This is a genomic window from Blastococcus carthaginiensis, from assembly GCF_030731085.1.
Classification (GTDB): domain Bacteria; phylum Actinomycetota; class Actinomycetes; order Mycobacteriales; family Geodermatophilaceae; genus Blastococcus; species Blastococcus carthaginiensis.
The window spans coordinates 381586-398656 of sequence record NZ_JASNFN010000004.1 but is presented as its reverse complement, the minus strand read 5'-3'; the positions used below and the strand labels follow the sequence as shown (position 1 = coordinate 398656).

Below are 17071 nucleotides of genomic sequence, written 5' to 3'. Positions count from 1 at the left end.
TGAACCGCCCTGGGTTGCTTGGAGGCTCCTGACCTTGGAAACGAGGATGGAGCCATGGGGAACGAAGGCACGCCTGGGAAGCCGACGACGCGTCGCTACTCGCCAGAGGAGAAGGCCCGGGCGGTTCGGCTGGTGCGGCAGCTGCGCAAGGAGCTGGGCACCACGCACGGGACGGTTCGGCGGGTCGCCGATCAGATCGGCTGCGGGGTGGAGTCGCTGCGGACCTGGGTCAAGCAGTCCGACATCGATGACGGCGTCGAGCCGGGGGTGACGACGGTCGAGGCCACGCGGATCCGGGAGCTCGAGCAGGAGAACCGTGAGCTGCGCCGGGCCAACGATCTGTTGAAGCGGGCCTCGGCTTTCTTCGCGGCGGAACTCGACCGCCCATCGAGGTGATCGTCGCGTTCGTCGACGAGAACCGGAACGAGTTCGGAGTCGAGTTCATCTGCAGGTACCTGCAGGTGGCTCCGAGCAGCTACTACGCCGCGAAGAAGCGGCAGACCGCGCCGTCTGCGCGGGCCGTGCGGGACGTGCTGATGATGCAGGTCCTGCTGGCGTTGTGGACCGCGAACCGGAAGGTCTACGGAGCGCACAAGCTCTGGAAGGCCGCCCGGCGCGCTGGTCACGACATCGGCCGCGACCAGGTTGCCCGGCTGATGCGTGAGCTGGGCATCGAAGGGGTGTCCCGGCTGCGCAAGAAGGTCTTCACCACCCGGCCGGACCCGGATGCCTCGCGGGCGCCGGACCTGGTGAATCGGCAGTTCACCGCCGACCGGCCCGACGCGCTGTGGGTCACCGATCTGACCTACGTCCCGACCCGGTCGGGGATGGCGTACGTGTGCTTCATCGTCGACGCGTTCAGCCGGCGGATCGTCGGCTGGCGGGTGGCGGCGAACATGAAGACCGAGATGGTCCTCGACGCACTTGAGATGGCCAGAGCCTCCCGCGGAGGGCGCCGGTTGGTCGGGCTGGTGACACATTCGGATGCGGGGTCGCAGTTCACCGCCGTGCGGTTCACCGAGCGGCTCGAGGAGATCGGCGCGCGGCCCTCGATCGGGACGGTCGCGGACTCCTACGACAACGCCCTGGCCGAGACGACCAACGGCCTCTACAAGACCGAGTGCGTCCACGGACCCGACGCCACCGGCTGGGACGACGTCGACGAGCTCGAACTCGCGACGCTGTCCTGGGTGCACTGGTTCAACGAGAGCCGGCTCCACGGGCACTGCCAGAACGTCCCGCCCGCGGAGTACGAAGCAGCGTTCTACGCTGCCCAACGGACCGACCCCGCCGGGGTGGGAATCCAATAGAACGAGCCTCCATCAGACCCAGGGCGGTTCAGTCGCCGGGCTGCGGCTGCTGGACGCGGATCATGAAGGTGCGTTGGGTGCAGCAGGCTTCCCGCTCCGGCTCGGCGGGCGGGGCGGTGATGACCGGCAGCTGCAACTCCCGCGCGACCTGCACCGTGCCGGCCACCAGGGGGCAGCCGAGCTTGCCGGCCCGAGCGGGGCACTCCCACCGCGTACGGCCGTCGGGGATGTGACTGCCGACGCGGCGCATGGCGTAGGGAAACCGCTCGGCGATCTGTTCCTGGAACGCAGTGCGGTCGGCCTCGCCGGCGTTGGGTGCGGGACGGGGAAGCGTGCCCAGCCGGTCGGGCGTGGCGGGGCAGTGCGGCCAGCCCGCTGCGATGCGGGTGCTGTTGTAGTCACGGAAGCCCTGCTCGTCGCTGCGCAGATCCACCACGGGATGGATGCCGCGCAGCCACAGCTCCCGCGCCCAGCGGCCCCACTCCTTGTAGGAGTAGTGGCGGTCGGCGGCAAGGTCACGAACAGCGCGGCGGGCGCGCACGCGGTCCAGCAGCGCCAGGCTGACGTCGACGACGTCGGTGGAAGCCGGTGTCACCGTGATGGCTTCGATCAGCGCTGGGTCATCGGCGTCAGTCGCGATCGGACCCGGGCGTAGGTCGGGTATGCGCACCAAGGCGTGCATGGCGTACCCGAAGTAGGCGTGTGAGGCGCCGTCCTTGCCGGTCTTGCTACCCCAGCGGGCGTCCGGGCAAGCCGAGACAGCCGCGTCGCCGCCGGTGCGTTTGCGCCCCCTGGCCCACGCCCAGATCGCCGTCTCATCCAGCGCGTAGGAGCTGCCCGGCCGATGCGGCAGTGTGGCGCACAGCAGCCGGTCGACGATCTCCTCGAGCCACTGGCTGCGCGGCCGCCGCTGCTCGGCAGTCAGCGCAGCGGCACGAGAACTGCTGGCATCCAGCCGGGCGGTGATCGTCTTGGTGAGGTAGTACAGCTCGCTGACCGGCATCACGGTCACCCCGGCGTCGCTGCGCCGCAGGATCGACAGTTCCCACTGCACCTCGCGGGGCAGTTCTCGGGTGGCGATGCGGTGCATGCGCTCCACAGTCAGCTTCCCGGAGCCGGCGGCGAGCAGACCGAGGATGAGGAAGGTGCGCGGCGGGCACAGCGCCTTGCGGCCACGCCGGTCGACGCGGATGGCGGCGGTGAGCACGTCGGTGGCACCGGAGGTGTCGACCACGTGGGTGTACAGCCGGTACTGATGAACGATCTTCACCGGACAGCTCCGGCGTCCCGCAGCACCCGGTGCGCATCGGCGGTGCTCGGTAGGTGGGGGAGCAGGTCCACCAGGGTGCGGGCCGAGCGCAGCCCGGCCGCGGTGAGCAGCACGGACAACGGCACCGACCCGGTCATCAGCTGCGCCAGCCAGGTTGCCCGCAGCCGTGACTGCTCGATGTGCGGGACGTCCCCGAGGACGACGGCGTCGCCGATCGCGCGGGCGGCGAGGTTGCGCCGGTCCTCCTTGCGTCCGAGTAGCAGCGTCTTCGGCTTGAAGCCTGCGATCCCGATGCGGACGAGGTCTTCGTAGTCCCGCAGCACCGTCACCGAGCGCGGGTTCGGTGCCGCAACGTCGACGTTGAGGCCTCCGTCGGCTGCGTCGCGCACGTGACTGCGGGTCAGGTGCCGCAGATCCTGCGAGTCGAGACCGGCTCCGGCCCCCAACCCGACGCACAGGCACAGCTGCCGACGTCGCGCCGCGGTCGGCTGCGTCAGCGCGACGCGGCGGATCTGTGTCATCTCCCGTGACGTGTAGGGAGGCTTGATGCTGGGCCGGGCGATCGGCACGCCGCGGTCTGGCGCCTGGTCGGGATGCAGTTGGTCGGCCAACCAGCGCAGCCGCGCCCGCCGGTCCGCCCGCGACTTCTCAGAACTGTCCGGCATGCCCGTGCGGGCGTACTCGTCCACATGTCGGCGCACTACCGTCTCGGCCGACAGCGGCAGGTCGTGGTCCTGGGCCCAGGCCAGGAAGTAGGCAACGTGAGTGATGTGCTTGCGGATACTGTCAACGCCGGTGATGCGGGACCGGCTCAGCGTCTCGGCCACGGCGGGTCGTATCTCGGGCCACCGGTTTGCAGTGGCGCCCTGGGGTCGGAAGCGCTCCAGTAGCTGACTCAGGTGCGCCGGCAGCGCTACCGGCGCTTGCGGGTCGGCTACGCGTAGGTCACTCAGACGCCGTCGCGCGGCAGCAGCGCTGCGTCGGGGCGGGGTGTTCGAGGCCACGCGATCTCCCAGGGGAATGGTCGACGGCCTGACGGGGGTGTCAGGCGGTCGGACCGTGCCGGGAGGTGAGTGATTCGCATTCGACCGAAAAGCCGATGGTCAGGAGAAGGTGGAGCGCGAAAGCAACTGTTTGCCCACGCGGTTCTATCGAACTTGTCGACTGCCCCTGCTAAGGAGCACATTCGACTGCGTGCCGGTAGGTGGACGACGCGTACGTCGAGACGGCGTTCAGGTATCGACGTGTTATGCCGAGCGGCCCGACCTGTTTTACCTCGCGAAGTTGCTCATCTCGTGGCCATAGGCGCCCGGGGTCTCCGGACGCAAAGACGTCAGGAAGGTTGCTACTTGCGCGAGAGTCGTCGATACGTTCGTCAGAGATGTAGTCGTCGAAGGTGTGCGCAGCGATTCGCATGGACCGATACCGAGCCTCCAGCGCCCAGCAGTAGCACGCGTTTCGTCCGGCGAGAGGCATCCAGTCGCTGACGATGTCGGCCACCAGCACCGCTGTAAGCTCGCGCCGCTCCGCGGGGCGTGTGGTCAACATGCGGGGCCAATGAAGGATGCGATTCCATGCGAAGTAGAGCCACTGAGCTCTGTCTTGGTAGCGAACAAGCTCGTCGACCGGTGGAAGTGGGCGGTCCGCTTCCTTGGCACGGCTCACTCCGTCGATGCGGATCGTGGTCGGGTCGCTGTGGGGGAGTCTGCGAACACCTGCCGCGGGCATGCCTAGTACAGCGATGGCTTCTTCCTCCCCAATCGCTCTAGCGCGTCGGAGCATCGCTTCACGCCAGGTGAAGAACTTGTCGAACTGCAAATAGTGCTGTCCGGTGGCGAACTCGCGCATCGCATCCAAGCTCACGCCGAATGTGTCAGGTTGTTTTCCGTCAGCTGTCTCGGTCAGCCATGCGCGAGTCTCGGTGATGTCATTCCAACCCAGAATCTCGATGCCCAGCAGAATCTGCATAGCGCGTAGGGAGCTTTCCCAAGCCATCTCGTGTCGGCGTGAGCACCCTTCAGTGACCTCAAGTACGCCGAGAGGGAAAGGGAACAGCAAGGAGTACAACCAGATCGGCACCTGAGTCCGGTTGCGCTGCGTGCCGGAGCGGTGATCGTCAGGCACCCCGCCCCCTCTCGGGCATCCCTGTGACTCGCCGGGGGAGCGGCTGCCGCAAATCGCGGCACAAGTCTGATCCCGAGGCGTCGGGCCCGCACCTTCGTCGCTGTCCAGCACAAGCCGGCCCTGGTGATCACTCCGTGAACCGCCAAGCGGGTCAGGGGCACCGGCCGGCGTCGCTCGAAGGAGGACTTGGCCATGCCGAAAGCACGAAGGATCGACGCGCGACCCGGACTGATCCCCAAGGTGGTTCGCACCCACGTGGGCTCCTGGGAGTCGCCGAAGCTCAGCACCTGCGGTGAGTTGTCGGCGGCGCGACGCGTCGTCCTCAAGACGCGACCGCAGACCATCTCCGAAGCAGTCAACAAGCTGGAGGGGCTGGCGGACTACGTGCAGTTCCTCCGCCAGTCTGGGGTGTCCACCAGGGCGGGGACGGAACCCGCTGTCCTCTTCCGCGATGCGTTCGTCGTGGCCTATGAGGTCGATCTGGGAAGTCGTCTCGAACGCCACGACATCACGCCCGGCACGCACAAGACGTTGCTCAGCCGGAACCTCGCCCTGGCGCGCGCCCTCGGCGTTTCGGGCATTCAGGTCGTCCGAGGCGGGCGGACCAGCCGGACCGCAGTGTCCGAGCCGATGTCCGATGCCCACTTCGCTGACTGGGAGACCGTTGTCGATGCCCAGCCGCCGCGCATCAGGCTGCACGCCAAGGCCCTTCTGTACGGGGCTCGAGGCGCTGGCATGGACAGCGGAGACTTCCGGGAGACCCGGGGCGTCCACGTGCACCGCCGGCGCGACGGCGCGGTCGTCGTGGACATCAAGGGCGAGAAGACCCGACCCGCCGTGGTGCTCGACCGCTACGGCGACCAGTTCCTCGCCGTCGCGCAAGACCTTGGAGAGGAACTCCTGGTGGGGCGCTGGCCCCACCGTCACTCGCCGGTGACCGACCTGCTCGACGCGATCCGGGGCGGCGCCGGGCTGCCCCGACCGCTGCCGCAAACGCTGCGGCGCGCCTACATCGCCGAGGTGCTCTCCGCCGACCTGTCCGTGGCGGTGCTCGTCCGGCAACTGGGGCGGCACAGCCTGAGCGAGATCCAGAACGCGCTGCCCTACGCGCAGGTCGACCAGTTGGACACGGCCCCGCTGCGGCGGGGATACGTGCCTCAGCTCCGCGCAGTCCAGGGGAGGGCACGATGAGGACTGCTCCGATCCCGTACGCCGCTGAGCTCGTCTACTGCCGTGAGCTCGTGCGCCGCAGCGGCGCCGCCGCTCTGCTAGAGCGGGGCATCCGCCGTCATGCGCAGGGGCTGCACCGGTCAGTGTCCGCCGAGGGCTGGCTGACGCTGATCACGTGCACGCTCAGCGTGTATGGATCTTCCCGCCCGCGAGACCTGCACAGGGTCCTCAACCAGCTCCTCGGTCAGGATGGATGCGCGTGGCTGGGACTGCTCGACCGGGACGGCGCACCGCCGTCACTCGAGCGGCTGCGCTACATGACCCGCATCGTCGAGGAGCGGCTCGGCTTTGATGCGCTCCGCCCCTCCGGTGGTGCATCGGTGTCCGCGCAGGAACGACTCCATCGGGAGCGCCGGGTGCGTGACATCGTCAACGCGCTCGTCGTCGGCTGGATCCCGGCAGGGCTGCCACTCGGAGATCTGATCGTCTTCGATGCAACCGCGCACGAGACGCCCGCCCGCCCTCTCAGCGGCGACCTGCGACGGCAGCTGCTGGCGGAGGAGTCGACCGATCTGCTGCTGCGGTCGGAGCAGTCGCTGCCCGCCGAGGATCGGAGGCGTCTCCAGCGTCAGCGATCGCACCGGGCACTGGGTGGCCGCTGGGGACATGCCACTCCCACAAACGCCCAGCCCAAGGAGACGATCGGTGGACTCCACCTGCACACCTCCGTCGTCGGTGTGACCCGACCGGGTGCTGACCCCCCGCCCAGCATCATCCCGGCGCTCTACGTCACCGCCGCTGCCGGGTACAGCGCAGCACAGATCCTGACGGACATGCTGGCGCGCATCGAACGACGCTTCCCCGGGACGTACACCGTGGGAGCCGACCGTGACTACAGCAAGTCCGTCGACCTGTTCGGACGGCTGCGCGCACGCGGGCAGCCGTTCGTACTTGACCTTCGAGCAGATCAGCTCGAAGGACGGGGCGCCCACAGGGGCGGGCTGCTGTTCCAGGGCAACGTCCTCTGTCCGGCCACTCCCGAGCACCTGCGCAACCCCGGCCCACGCCCGGCAGCGCGGGAGCAGGGTCAGCCCAACCCGGCCAAGGCCATCTGGGACGGGCGCGTGGTCGAGCAGTCGCGATACCGGGCGCACATCCGCTCCGTTCGCCACGACGGTGTCAACGTCGCCTGCCCGGCGCTGTCCCCGTCCCCGACTGTGCAGTGCCCCTTGCGAGGGCCGGTGAATGGGCGCCGGAAGCTGCCGGTCGTGGTGGACCCGCCGGGGGCGGGCAGGCACGCCATCTGCACGCAGAAGACGATCTTCGTTCCTGACGAGGTCAACCCGCTGCGGCAGAGCATGCCGTGGGGGCGCGCCGACTGGGACCGGTCCTACGGGCGGGCCCGCGCAGCCATCGAGGGAGTGCACGGCGAGCTCAAGCACGCCGACGGGCGGCAGCTCCAGCGGTGGGTCACCAGCACGACCTTCGTGTCGGTCATCTCCATCGTGATCGGGCTCGACGTCGCGCTGCTCAACCTGCAGCACATCCGGGCGTGGGTCGAGACGCACCGCGACACCGATCCGTTCGCACGGCAGCTCTCGGGCGACATTCTGTTCGCACCTCCAGAACAGGCGCATGAGTGGCTGCAGCAACAGCTGGCTGCGCCGAACTAGGAGGGAGGTGCCGCTGCATGACCTGAGCGGCTGGTCGCCAGCGGGCAGCCGCCTCCGGTCACGTCAGCAAAGCGGTCCCCGAATCGCCTCGGGATGGTCTTCGACATCCCCAGGCGATTTGGTGCGCTCGCGTCGCACTCTTTACTGGCGGACGGCCGCCGCTCGACCGCACCTGCGAGGGACCGCCACCCCCGGACGTCGCGTGGCAGATCGCGCGCAGGGGGCCGGCCAGCCCTAGGGAATGGCAGGAGCCTGCGGCACATGACCTGTCACTCGGAGTGAGTCGTGCCGCTCGTTCTGTCGCACTCGTCAGGTAGACAACTCGGGTGCTCCACGTCCACCGGGCCGAACAGACGGCGCGTCTCGCCGACGGGCTGGCGGCCGTCCTCGCGACGCCGCTGGCCGACCCCTTCGCGTCCGAGGTCGTCGCCGTCCCGGCGAAGGGAGTGGAACGGTGGCTAGCGCAGCGGCTGTCCACCGTGCTCGGCGCCGGGTCTGCCGGCGACGGGATCTGCTCCGGCGTCGTCTTCCCGTCGGCGGGTCGGCTGGTCGACGAGGCGGTGGCCGCAGCGCGCGGCTCGGACCTGCGCGACGACCCCTGGGCCGATCCGGTGTGGCCGCTGCTAGAAGTGATCGACCAGCACCTCGGCGAGCCGTGGTGCCGCGTTCTCGCGCAGCACCTCGGCCACGGCGCCGATGACCACCGCCGCGGTCGCCGGTGGACAGCCGCAGCCCGCCTCGGCGGGCTCTTCCGCTCCTACGGGTCACACCGGCCGCAGATGCTGCGGGACTGGGCCGAGGGCCGCGACACCGATGGACACGACCCGCTGCCGGAAGACCTCATCTGGCAGGCGGAGCTGTGGCGGCGGCTGCGCGACCGGCTGGGGCCCAGCCCGGCGGAGCGGCTCGAGGTCGAGTGCGCCGCGCTGCGCGCCGACCCCGCACTGTCCGACCTGCCCGAGCGGATCAGCATCTTTGGGCCGACCCGGCTGCACGCCGACGCGCGCGCGGTGCTGAGCGCGCTCGCCGAGCACCGCGACGTTCACCTCTGGCTGCCGCACCCCAGCCCGGTGCTGTGGAAGCGGCTCGAGGGCCGTACCGCCGGTCGCCGGCGCGAGGACGACACGGCGACACTGCCCGACCATCCGCTGCTGCGCAGCCTCGCGCGCGACGCCCGTGAGCTGCAGCTGCGGCTTCCGCCGCACGAGGACGAGCACCACCAGGACGCCGACCGGCAGGCGACCCTGCTCGGCCGCCTCCAGGCCGACCTCCGAGATGACGTCTCCCCAGGCGCCGCCGACCTCGACGACAGCCTGCAGGTGCACGCCTGCCACGGTCCGGGCCGGCAGGTCGAGGTGCTGCGCGAGTTGCTCCTGCGCATGTTCGAGGACGACCCGACTCTCGAGCCGCGCGATGTCCTGGTCATGTGTCCTGACGTCGAGACGTTCGCGCCGCTGATCTCGGCCGCCTTCGGCCTCGGTGCGGAATCACCGCACCCCGGCGGCGCCCTCCGCGTGCGGCTGGCCGACCGCAGTCTGCGCCAGACCAATCCGCTGCTCGACACTGTGGCCGCGCTGCTCGACCTCGCGCAGAGCCGAGTCACCGCCAGCCAGGTGCTCGACCTCGCGGCCACCCCCGGCGTGCGGCGCCGGTTCGGCTTCACCGACGACGAGCTCGAGCGCATGCGCGACTGGGTGGCGCAGTCTGGCGTCCGATGGGGCATTGACACCGCCACCCGACGTCCGTTCGGACTGGACTCGGTCGCGCAGAACACCTGGCAGGCCGGGCTCGACCGCGTCCTGCTCGGGGTGACGACGTCCGAAGATGAGCCGGTCTGGCTCGATCGCGCGCTGCCACTGGACGACGTCGACAGCAGCGACATCGACCTGGCCGGGCGGCTGGCCGAGCTGCTCGACCGGCTCGAAGACGTGCTGACGGCGTTGAGCGGTGAACACCCGGCCGGGCACTGGATCGACACCCTGACCGGAGCCCTCGACCTGCTCACCGACACCGACCCCACCGACGCCTGGCAGCTCGGGCAGGCACGCCGCGAACTGGCCGAGGCCGGGGACGGCGGCACCGCCTCGATCCGGCTCGTCGACGTGCGTGCGCTGATGGCCGATCGCCTGCGCGGGCGTCCCACCCGGGCGAACTTCCGCACCGGCAACCTGACCGTCTGCACGCTGGTGCCCATGCGGTCGGTGCCGCACCGCGTCGTCGTGCTGCTCGGCCTCGACGACGGCGTCTTCCCGCGCACGGCCGGCATGGACGGCGACGACGTGCTGGCACGCGACCCGTGCGTGGGCGAGCGGGACGTCCGCAGCGAGGACCGCCAGTTGCTGCTCGACGCCCTCATGGCGGCCGGCGAGCGGCTGGTCGTGCTCTACACCGGCGCCGACCCGGTCAGCGGCGCCTTGCGGCCGCCGGCCGTTCCGCTGGGAGAGCTGCTCGACGTGGTCGACGCGATGGTGCCCGGCGCCCGCACCGACATCGTCACCCGGCACCCGCTGCAGCCCTACGACGTCCGCTCCTTCACCGGCACACCGCCGGCGAGCTTCGACCCGGTGAGCCTGGCCGGCGCCCGCCGCTCGGTGCGGCCCCGCGAGCCGGAGCCCGAGCGCCGCCCGCTCGGGCCGCTGACCGGACCGGTCGCCCTGGAGGACCTGGTCGCCTTCGTCGAGCACCCGGTCAAGGCCTACCTGCGGCAGCGGCTGCGCATCACGCTGCCCGGCGAGGACGACGAGATCGCCGACGCGCTCGCCTCCACCCTCGACGGCCTGCAGGAGTGGGCGGTGGGCGAGCGCCTGCTGGCCGCCGGCCTGCGCGGCACCCGCCCCGAGGACGCCCGGTTGGCCGAGTGGCTCCGCGGCACGCTGCCACCACGCGGCCTGGGGGAGCAGGTGCTGCAGCGGGTCGGCGGCCGCGTCGACGCCCTGGTCGCCGCCGGCCGCACCGCGGTCGCCCCCACGCCTCGGACGGTCGACGTCCGGCTCGACCTGGGCGGGAGGGAGCTCTCCGGCACGGTCAACGGAGTGCGCGATGGCGCCGTGGTCACCGTCACCTACTCGAGCCTGTCAGCGAAGCACCGGGCGCGGGGCTGGGTGCTTGCGCTGGCCCTGGCGGCCGCGGAGGGCACGGGGCGGGCGATCACGGTCGGCCGCTCCCGCGACCGGGCGCGTACGTCGACCATCACGGCGCCGCCCGATCCGGTGGCCGTGCTGACCGACCTGGTGGATCTGTACGACCGCGGGATGTGCGAGCCGCTGCCAATGGCCGTGAAGACATCGTGGGCGTACGCCGGGGAGCGGCTGGACGGCAGGTCGCCCGAGCGGGCGCTCGACACCGCGCGCAAGGAGTGGAACCGGGAATCCGGCGGAGAGCGCGAGGACCGGTCCCACCAGTACGTGTGGGGCGACAAGCCGGCGTTCGAGCAGCTCGTCGCGGCCGCGCCCAGCGACGGGGAGCAGTGGGCCGGCGAGATCACCCGCTTCGGCGCGCTGGCCTGCCGGCTCTGGACGCCGATCCGCGCGGCGGAGCAGTTCTCGTGAACGCGTTCGATGTCTGCGGCCCGCTGCCGACCGGCACGACGGTGCTGGAGGCGAGCGCCGGCACCGGCAAGACGTTCACCATCGCCGCGCTCACCGCGCGCTACGTCGCCGAGGGAGCGGCCGAGCTGTCCCAGATCATGCTGGTCACCTTCGGCAACGCCGCCTCGCGCGAACTCCGTGACCGGGTGCGTGAGCGCCTGGTGTCCGCCGAGCGCGGCCTGCGCGACCCCGACACCGCCCGGAGGAACGAGCGCGACCCGATCCTGCAACTGCTCGCCGACGTGCCCGACGACGAGGTGGAGCGCCGGCGGCAGCGGCTCGCTCGGGCGCTGGCCGGCTTCGACGAGGCGACGATCGCCACCACCCACTCGTTCTGCTCGCAGATGCTGGCCGGGCTCGGCATGGCAGCCGATGCCGACCCCACCGCCGTGTTTGTCGAGGACATCGACGACCTCGTGCGCGAGGTGGTCGACGACCTCTACGTGCGCACCTTCGCCGGCTCCGCCGACCCGCCCTTTCTCTCCCACGCCGAGCTGCTGGAACTCGGCCGCCGTGCGGTGGGCAGCGACCGGCAGGCGACGCTCTGGCCGCTGACCGATGAGGGGCAGGCCGGCCGGCGCCGCCGCGCCGCAGCCGCAGTCCGCCGCGAGGTGGAGCGCCGCAAGCGCGCCGTGGGGCTGGTCGACTACGAGGACTGGCTCTCGCTGTTGCGCGACGCCCTCACCGACGACACCTCGGGGCCGGTGGCGTGCGAGCGGGTGGCTGCCCGGTACCGGGTGGTGATGGTGGACGAGTTCCAGGACACCGACCCGGTGCAGTGGGAGATCCTGGAGCGCGCGTTCCACGCCCGGACCACGCTGGTGCTGATCGGCGATCCCAAGCAGGCGATCTACGCCTTCCGCGGGGGTGACGTCACCACCTATCTTGCGGCCGCTGCCGAGGCGACGACAGAGGCGACCCTCGGCACCAACTGGCGCAGTGACGCGCCGCTGCTCGGCGCGCTGGACCTGCTCTTCGGCGGCGCCGCCCTCGGGCACGAGCGGATCGTCGTCCGGCCGGTCGACGCGGCCCATCCGGAGGCGCGGCTGGCCGGGGCCGGTGCGCCGCTGCGGCTGCGCCGGCTGGAGCGCACCGGCCACGGACGGATGTGGCAGGGCCTGCCCTCGGTCGCCCGGCTCCGCGACGCCGTCGCCTGTGACGTGGCGGCCGACGTCGTCGACCTGCTGTCCGGCGGCGCTCAGTACGAGGGGCGGGCGGTGCGTCCCGGCGACCTGGCGGTGCTCGTGCGCACCAACGCCCAGGGACACCTCGTGCGCGAGACGCTGGGTCGCGCCGGGGTGCCGGCCGTGTTCGCCGGCGGCGGCAGCGTCTTCTCCACTCCGAGCGCCACTTCCTGGCTGCGCCTGCTGGAGGCGCTGGAGCAGCCGCACCGGGCCGGCCGTGTGCGGTCGGCGGCGCTGTCGGTCTTCCTCGGGTACGACGAGCACGTCCTGGGCGACGCAGGCGATGAGATCGCCGACGAGCTCGGCCCGCAACTACGACGCTGGGCGGAGGTGCTGAGCGACCGCGGGGTGGCCGCCTGCCTCGAGGTGCTGACCGCCGAGACCGGTCTGCCCGAGCGCGCGCTCGCCCGGCCGGACGGGGAGCGGGTGCTCACCGACCTCCGGCACATCGGCCAGGTGCTGCACGCGGCGGCGCAGCGCGAGTCGCTGGGCCTGACCGCGCTCGTGGAGTGGCTGCGGCGGCGCATCGCCCAGGCCTCGGTCGAGGGGGCCGATGAGCGCAGCCGGCGCCTGGAATCCGACGCGGCCGCCGTCCAGATCATGACCGTCCATGTGAGCAAGGGCCTGGAGTTTCCCGTCGTCTACGTGCCCTTCGGCTGGGACCGGTGGACCCCGGACAACCCGCAGGTGCTGCGGTTGCACGACGAACAGGGGCAGCGAGTGCTCGACGTCGGCGGTTCATCTGGCCGTGGGTACGCCGAAGCGCGCGCCCGGCACGAGGCCGAGGAGTCCGGCGAGGACCTGCGGCTGCTGTACGTGGCGCTCACCCGCGCCCGCTGCCAGGTCGTCGCCCACTGGGCGCCCAGCGGCAACACCGCCGCCGCTCCGCTGAACCGGCTGCTGTTCGGCGCGGCCGGTCCGGGCGCCGAGCCGGCCGCCCGGGTGCAGCCGCCCGCCGACGACGATGTCGCGGCCGCGCTCGCCGCGCTGTCGGCCCGGTCCGCCGGCTGCATCGAGGTCGCCGACGTGAGTGGCCGCGCGGTGCCGCGGTGGGAGCCGCCGCGCACGCCGGCTCCCGAGCTGTCGGTCAGCAGCTTCAGGCGCACGCTCGACGAGAACTGGCGGCGGACCTCCTACAGCGGGCTCACCCGCGACGCGCACGAACAGCACCTCGCCAGCGAGCCCGACCTTCCGAGCACGGACGACGAGCGCGACACGGAGACACCGCTCGAGGCGCCGCCCGCCGACGCGCTGGCGTCCCCGCTCACCGACCTTCCGGGCGGGGCGGCCTTCGGCACCCTCGTCCACGCCGTGCTGGAGGACCTCGACCCCGAGGCGCTGGATGAGCGGTGCGCCCAGGCGGTCGCCCGCCACCTGGTGCCCGGCGTCACCGCCGAGGCGCTCGCCGACGGCCTGCGGCCGGTGCTCGCCACCCCGCTTGGGGACCTCGAGCTCCCGCTGGCCGCGATCGCCGCCACCGACCGGCTGGCGGAGCTGGACTTCGAGCTGCCGCTGGCCGGTGGCGACGACGCCGTGCCGCACGCCACGCTGGCCGACGTCGTCGACCTGCTGCGGCGCTACGACCTGGGGCCGCTGGCCGGCTACCCCGACCTGCTGGCCACGTTGGCTCCGCAGGCGCTGCGCGGCTTCCTCACCGGCAGCATCGACGCCGTCCTGCGCCTGCCCGGGCCGGTGTTCGCAGTCGTCGACTACAAGACCAACCGGCTCGGCGCCGAGCCGTTGACCACGTGGCACTACCGCCCAGAGGCGATGGCAGAGGAGATGCAGCGCGCTCACTACGTGCTCCAGGCGCTGCTCTACTGCGTGGCCCTGCACCGCTACCTGCGCTGGCGGCTGCCCGGATACGACCCGGACCGGCACATCGGACCGGTGCTCTACCTGTTCGTCCGTGGCATGGCGGGCGCGGCCACTCCGTCCGGCGCAGGCGTCTTCACCTGGACGCCACCGGCCGGGCTGGTGCCCGCGCTCTCGGACCTGCTGGCGGGGCGACCGTGATCCCGGTCCGCGCCGACGGTGTGCTGCGGCAGTTCGCCGAGGCGGGCGTGCTCACCGCCGCCGACGTGCACGTCGCCCTGCGGCTGGCCCGGCTCGGCGGTGAGCAGCACGAGACGGTGCTGCTCGCCGCAGCACTCGCCGTACGCGGTGTCCGCGCCGGCTCGGTCTGCGTCGAGCTCGCCACCGTCGCCGACTCCGTGGTGCCCGAGGAGGACGCCGAACCGATCGAGCTGACCTGGCCGCAGGACTGGTCACCGCTCCACGACAGCTCGGTGGTCGCCGTCGGCGCTGATGCGCCGTGGCGGCCGCTGCGGCTGGTCGACGGGCTTCTCTACCTCGACCGGTACTGGCAGCAGGAACAGCAGGTCCGCCGCTCGCTCGACGAGCGCGCCGCCCGGCCGGCGCCGACGGTGAACCTCGCGTCGCTGCCGACGCTGTTCGCAGGACCTGCACCGGACCTGCAGCGGCTGGCCACCGCCGTGGCCGCCGGCCGGTGGATCAGCGTGATCACCGGAGGGCCCGGCACCGGCAAGACGCACACCGTCGCCCGGTTGCTGCGGCTGCTGCTCGACCAGCCCGGTCCGCCGCCGCGCGTCGCACTGGCCGCACCCACCGGCAAGGCAGCCGCCCGCCTGCAGGAGTCGGTGCTGGAGCAGGCAGCCGCCGTGGGCCTGCCGCTCGACCTCACCGCGCAGACGCTCCACAGACTGCTTGGGTGGCGCCCCGACAGCCGCAGCCGCTTCCGGCACGACGCGACCAACCGGCTGCCCTTCGACATCGTCGTGGTCGACGAGTCGTCGATGGTGTCGCTGACGATGATGGCGCGGCTCCTCGAGGCGCTGCGGCCGACCGCGCGGCTCGTGCTCATGGGCGATCCCGACCAGCTCACGCCGGTCGACGCGGGCGCCGTGCTCAGCGACCTGGTGCACCGGCCGGCACCGCCCGCCGCGGCGGACGGCGTTCCCGCGGAGACGTCAGCCGACGGCGCAGGGCTCGACGACGAGGACCGCCGGCAGTTGCGCAACGGCGTCGTCCGGCTGCGGGTGTCACAGCGCTACGGCGCGAACATCGCCGGGCTGGCCGAGGCCGTGCGCACGGGCGACGCCGACCGGGTCCTAGAACTCCTCGACGCCGGCGAGGACCTCGCGCTGGATCCGTCCACGACGGCGGTCGAGGAGCAGATCCGGGCGGTGGCCGACGAGATGCGCAGCGCCGCCGAGGCGGGCGACGCGGACCGTTGCCTGGTGCTCCTCGGCCGTCACCGGCTGCTGTGCGCGCACCGGCACGGACCCTTCGGCGTCTCCGCCTGGAACGACCGCATCGGCCGGCTCACCGGGGCGGCAGCGGGGGAGTGGGCGCCCGGGCTGCCGCTGATCGTCACCGCGAACGACTACGAGAACAAGCTGTGGAACGGCGACACCGGCGTCGTCGTGCGTACCCCCGAGGGGCCGCGTGCTGCGTTCCCGCGGGGCGCCGGACCGGCTCCGGTGCCGCTGTCCCGGCTGTCGGCGGTCAGCCCAGCGCACGCGCTGACCGTGCACCGCAGCCAGGGCAGCCAGTTCGAGGCGGTCACAGCTCTCCTGCCCCCAGCCACTTCGACGCTGCTCACCCGGGAGCTGCTCTACACCGCGGTGACCCGGGCCAGTCGCAGCGTGCGGGTCGTCGGCTCGGAGGAGGCGGTGCGTGCGGCCGTCGGCCGGCAGGTGGTGCGTGCCAGCGGCTTGCGGCGGCCCCAGCCCGGGGAGTGGCCGTGAGCGACCAGTCGCCGTTCCCGTTCCGCGGACCTGCTCCGGATCGCGACGCCGTTGTGCTCGACCAGGCGACGACCGTGTCGCTGGCGGCCTGGCGGGCCGGGCTGCCCCCACAGTGGCTGCCGCCGGCCTTTCGCGACACGGGCCTTCGCACGATCTCGGTGCGGCGCCGTGATGTGTTCGCTCTGGCCGAGGAAGCGCACACGCCGGTCGGCGCGGTACACACCTACGTCGCCGCGGCCGCGTGGGGCAGCGCGTCTGGCCGTGAGGTCAGCCGCCGGCTCCGGGCCTTCACCGACGTCGAAGCAGTCGCGCGCAAGCTCGCGGCCGTCACAGGCATCCTGGCCGCGGATGGCACCTCCGACGCCTTCGCGGCGTTGCTGCACGGCGACCAGAGGATCGCGCACCTCGGGCCCGCGTTCGGCACCAAGTTCCTGTACTTCGCCGGCTACCGGCGTGTGCCGTCGGGGCCCCAGCCGCTGATCCTCGACAAGAACACCGGCATCGCGGTCCAGCGACTCACGGGCCACCGGTGCCCCTACGTGCAGGTGAGCACCGACGACTACCTGAACTACCTGCAGGTGCTGCACAGGTGGGCGAAGGCCTGGGGTGAATGTGAGCCGGACGTAGTGGAACGCGCGGCATTCGACATCGGGAAGGCCAGCCGGCTAGCGGTCAGCGTTCTAACCGGAGTGCCCGGCAGCTGAGATGCCGGACCGCACGGGAGCGGGCGTTGGCCCTGCGTACTGGAGCGGCTGGATTGCCGCCGGCTGGAGGCCAGTTCGTCCTCTGGCCATGGTCCGCGCGCAGTTCAGGACCGTGTGAGGTCTGAGCGCCGTTCTCAGTCGGGTACCGGCGGGTACGGGTTGGACTGGTCGCGGCTGTCGACGAGGCGGGGTGTCTGGGCGAGGTCCAGAACCGGCGCGGGTGGCCTCGTTCCGAAACTGTCATACCCACGTGATCCGGTGATCCCGCGCGATGGCGGC

10 protein-coding genes and 1 other annotated feature are annotated in these 17071 nt (G+C 71.7%); of the genes, 7 read left to right on the top strand and 3 right to left on the bottom strand.

What is annotated here, in order from left to right; genetic code table 11:
• The first annotated feature begins 54 nt into the window (after positions 1–54).
• A protein-coding gene (locus QOZ88_RS07050; protein WP_305998703.1) for an IS3 family transposase occupies positions 55–1310 on the top strand; the annotation gives its coding sequence in 2 pieces (ribosomal slippage) (positions 55–358 and positions 358–1310; 1257 coding nt in all).
• Positions 357–470 (top strand) — a sequence feature (AL1L pseudoknot). (Overlaps the previous gene by 114 nt.)
• Positions 1311–1338: 28 nt before the next feature.
• On the opposite strand, the gene QOZ88_RS07045 is transcribed toward QOZ88_RS07050, so the two are convergent.
• The 3 genes from QOZ88_RS07045 to QOZ88_RS07035 all read right to left on the bottom strand — a co-directional run bounded on the left by QOZ88_RS07045 (position 1339) and on the right by QOZ88_RS07035 (position 4548).
• Positions 1339–2580: a hypothetical protein gene (locus QOZ88_RS07045; RefSeq protein ID WP_305999081.1), complete on the bottom strand. Its 1242-nt coding sequence runs from the start codon at positions 2578–2580 to the stop codon at positions 1339–1341.
• Positions 2577–3407: a hypothetical protein gene (locus QOZ88_RS07040; RefSeq protein ID WP_305999080.1), complete on the bottom strand. Its 831-nt coding sequence runs from the start codon at positions 3405–3407 to the stop codon at positions 2577–2579. The genes QOZ88_RS07045 and QOZ88_RS07040 overlap by 4 nt, the downstream gene beginning before the upstream one ends.
• A 346-nt stretch (positions 3408–3753) precedes the next feature.
• On the bottom strand, positions 3754–4548 hold the full coding sequence (locus QOZ88_RS07035; RefSeq protein WP_305999079.1) for a hypothetical protein: 795 nt from the start codon (positions 4546–4548) through the stop codon (positions 3754–3756).
• A 348-nt stretch (positions 4549–4896) separates the two neighbouring features.
• Between QOZ88_RS07035 and QOZ88_RS07030 the strand changes: the two genes are divergently transcribed.
• The 6 genes from QOZ88_RS07030 (at position 4897) to QOZ88_RS07005 (ending at position 16792) form a co-directional block, all read left to right on the top strand.
• A complete protein-coding gene (locus tag QOZ88_RS07030; protein WP_305999078.1) occupies positions 4897–5895 on the top strand; it encodes a hypothetical protein in 999 nt (332 codons plus the stop codon).
• Positions 5892–7547 carry a hypothetical protein gene (locus tag QOZ88_RS07025; RefSeq protein WP_305999077.1) on the top strand — a complete coding sequence of 552 codons (1656 nt, stop codon included), beginning with the start codon at positions 5892–5894 and terminating at the stop codon, positions 7545–7547. Before QOZ88_RS07030 ends, QOZ88_RS07025 begins: the two co-directional genes overlap by 4 nt.
• A 326-nt stretch (positions 7548–7873) precedes the next feature.
• Positions 7874–11095: an exodeoxyribonuclease V subunit gamma gene (gene recC, locus QOZ88_RS07020; protein WP_305999076.1), complete on the top strand. Its 3222-nt coding sequence runs from the start codon at positions 7874–7876 to the stop codon at positions 11093–11095.
• A complete protein-coding gene (locus tag QOZ88_RS07015) occupies positions 11092–14334 on the top strand; it encodes a UvrD-helicase domain-containing protein (RefSeq protein ID WP_305999075.1) in 3243 nt (1080 codons plus the stop codon). The genes recC and QOZ88_RS07015 overlap by 4 nt, the downstream gene beginning before the upstream one ends.
• Entirely contained in the window at positions 14331–16088 is a 1758-nt protein-coding gene (gene recD / locus QOZ88_RS07010; protein WP_305999074.1) for an exodeoxyribonuclease V subunit alpha, read from the top strand. Before QOZ88_RS07015 ends, recD begins: the two co-directional genes overlap by 4 nt.
• Positions 16085–16792 (top strand): 8-oxoguanine DNA glycosylase OGG fold protein, encoded by a 708-nt coding sequence (locus QOZ88_RS07005; RefSeq protein WP_305999073.1) that lies wholly within the window; start codon positions 16085–16087, stop codon positions 16790–16792. The genes recD and QOZ88_RS07005 overlap by 4 nt, the downstream gene beginning before the upstream one ends.
• The last annotated feature ends 279 nt before the right edge of the window (positions 16793–17071 follow it).

Coding starts and splice junctions, on each gene's coding strand:
- QOZ88_RS07025 (WP_305999077.1), top strand. CDS start 5,892: ATGAGGACTGCTCCGATCCCGTACGCCGCTGAGCTCGTCTACTGCCGT.
- QOZ88_RS07035 (WP_305999079.1), bottom strand. CDS start 4,548: ATGCAGATTCTGCTGGGCATCGAGATTCTGGGTTGGAATGACATCACC.
- QOZ88_RS07030 (WP_305999078.1), top strand. CDS start 4,897: ATGCCGAAAGCACGAAGGATCGACGCGCGACCCGGACTGATCCCCAAG.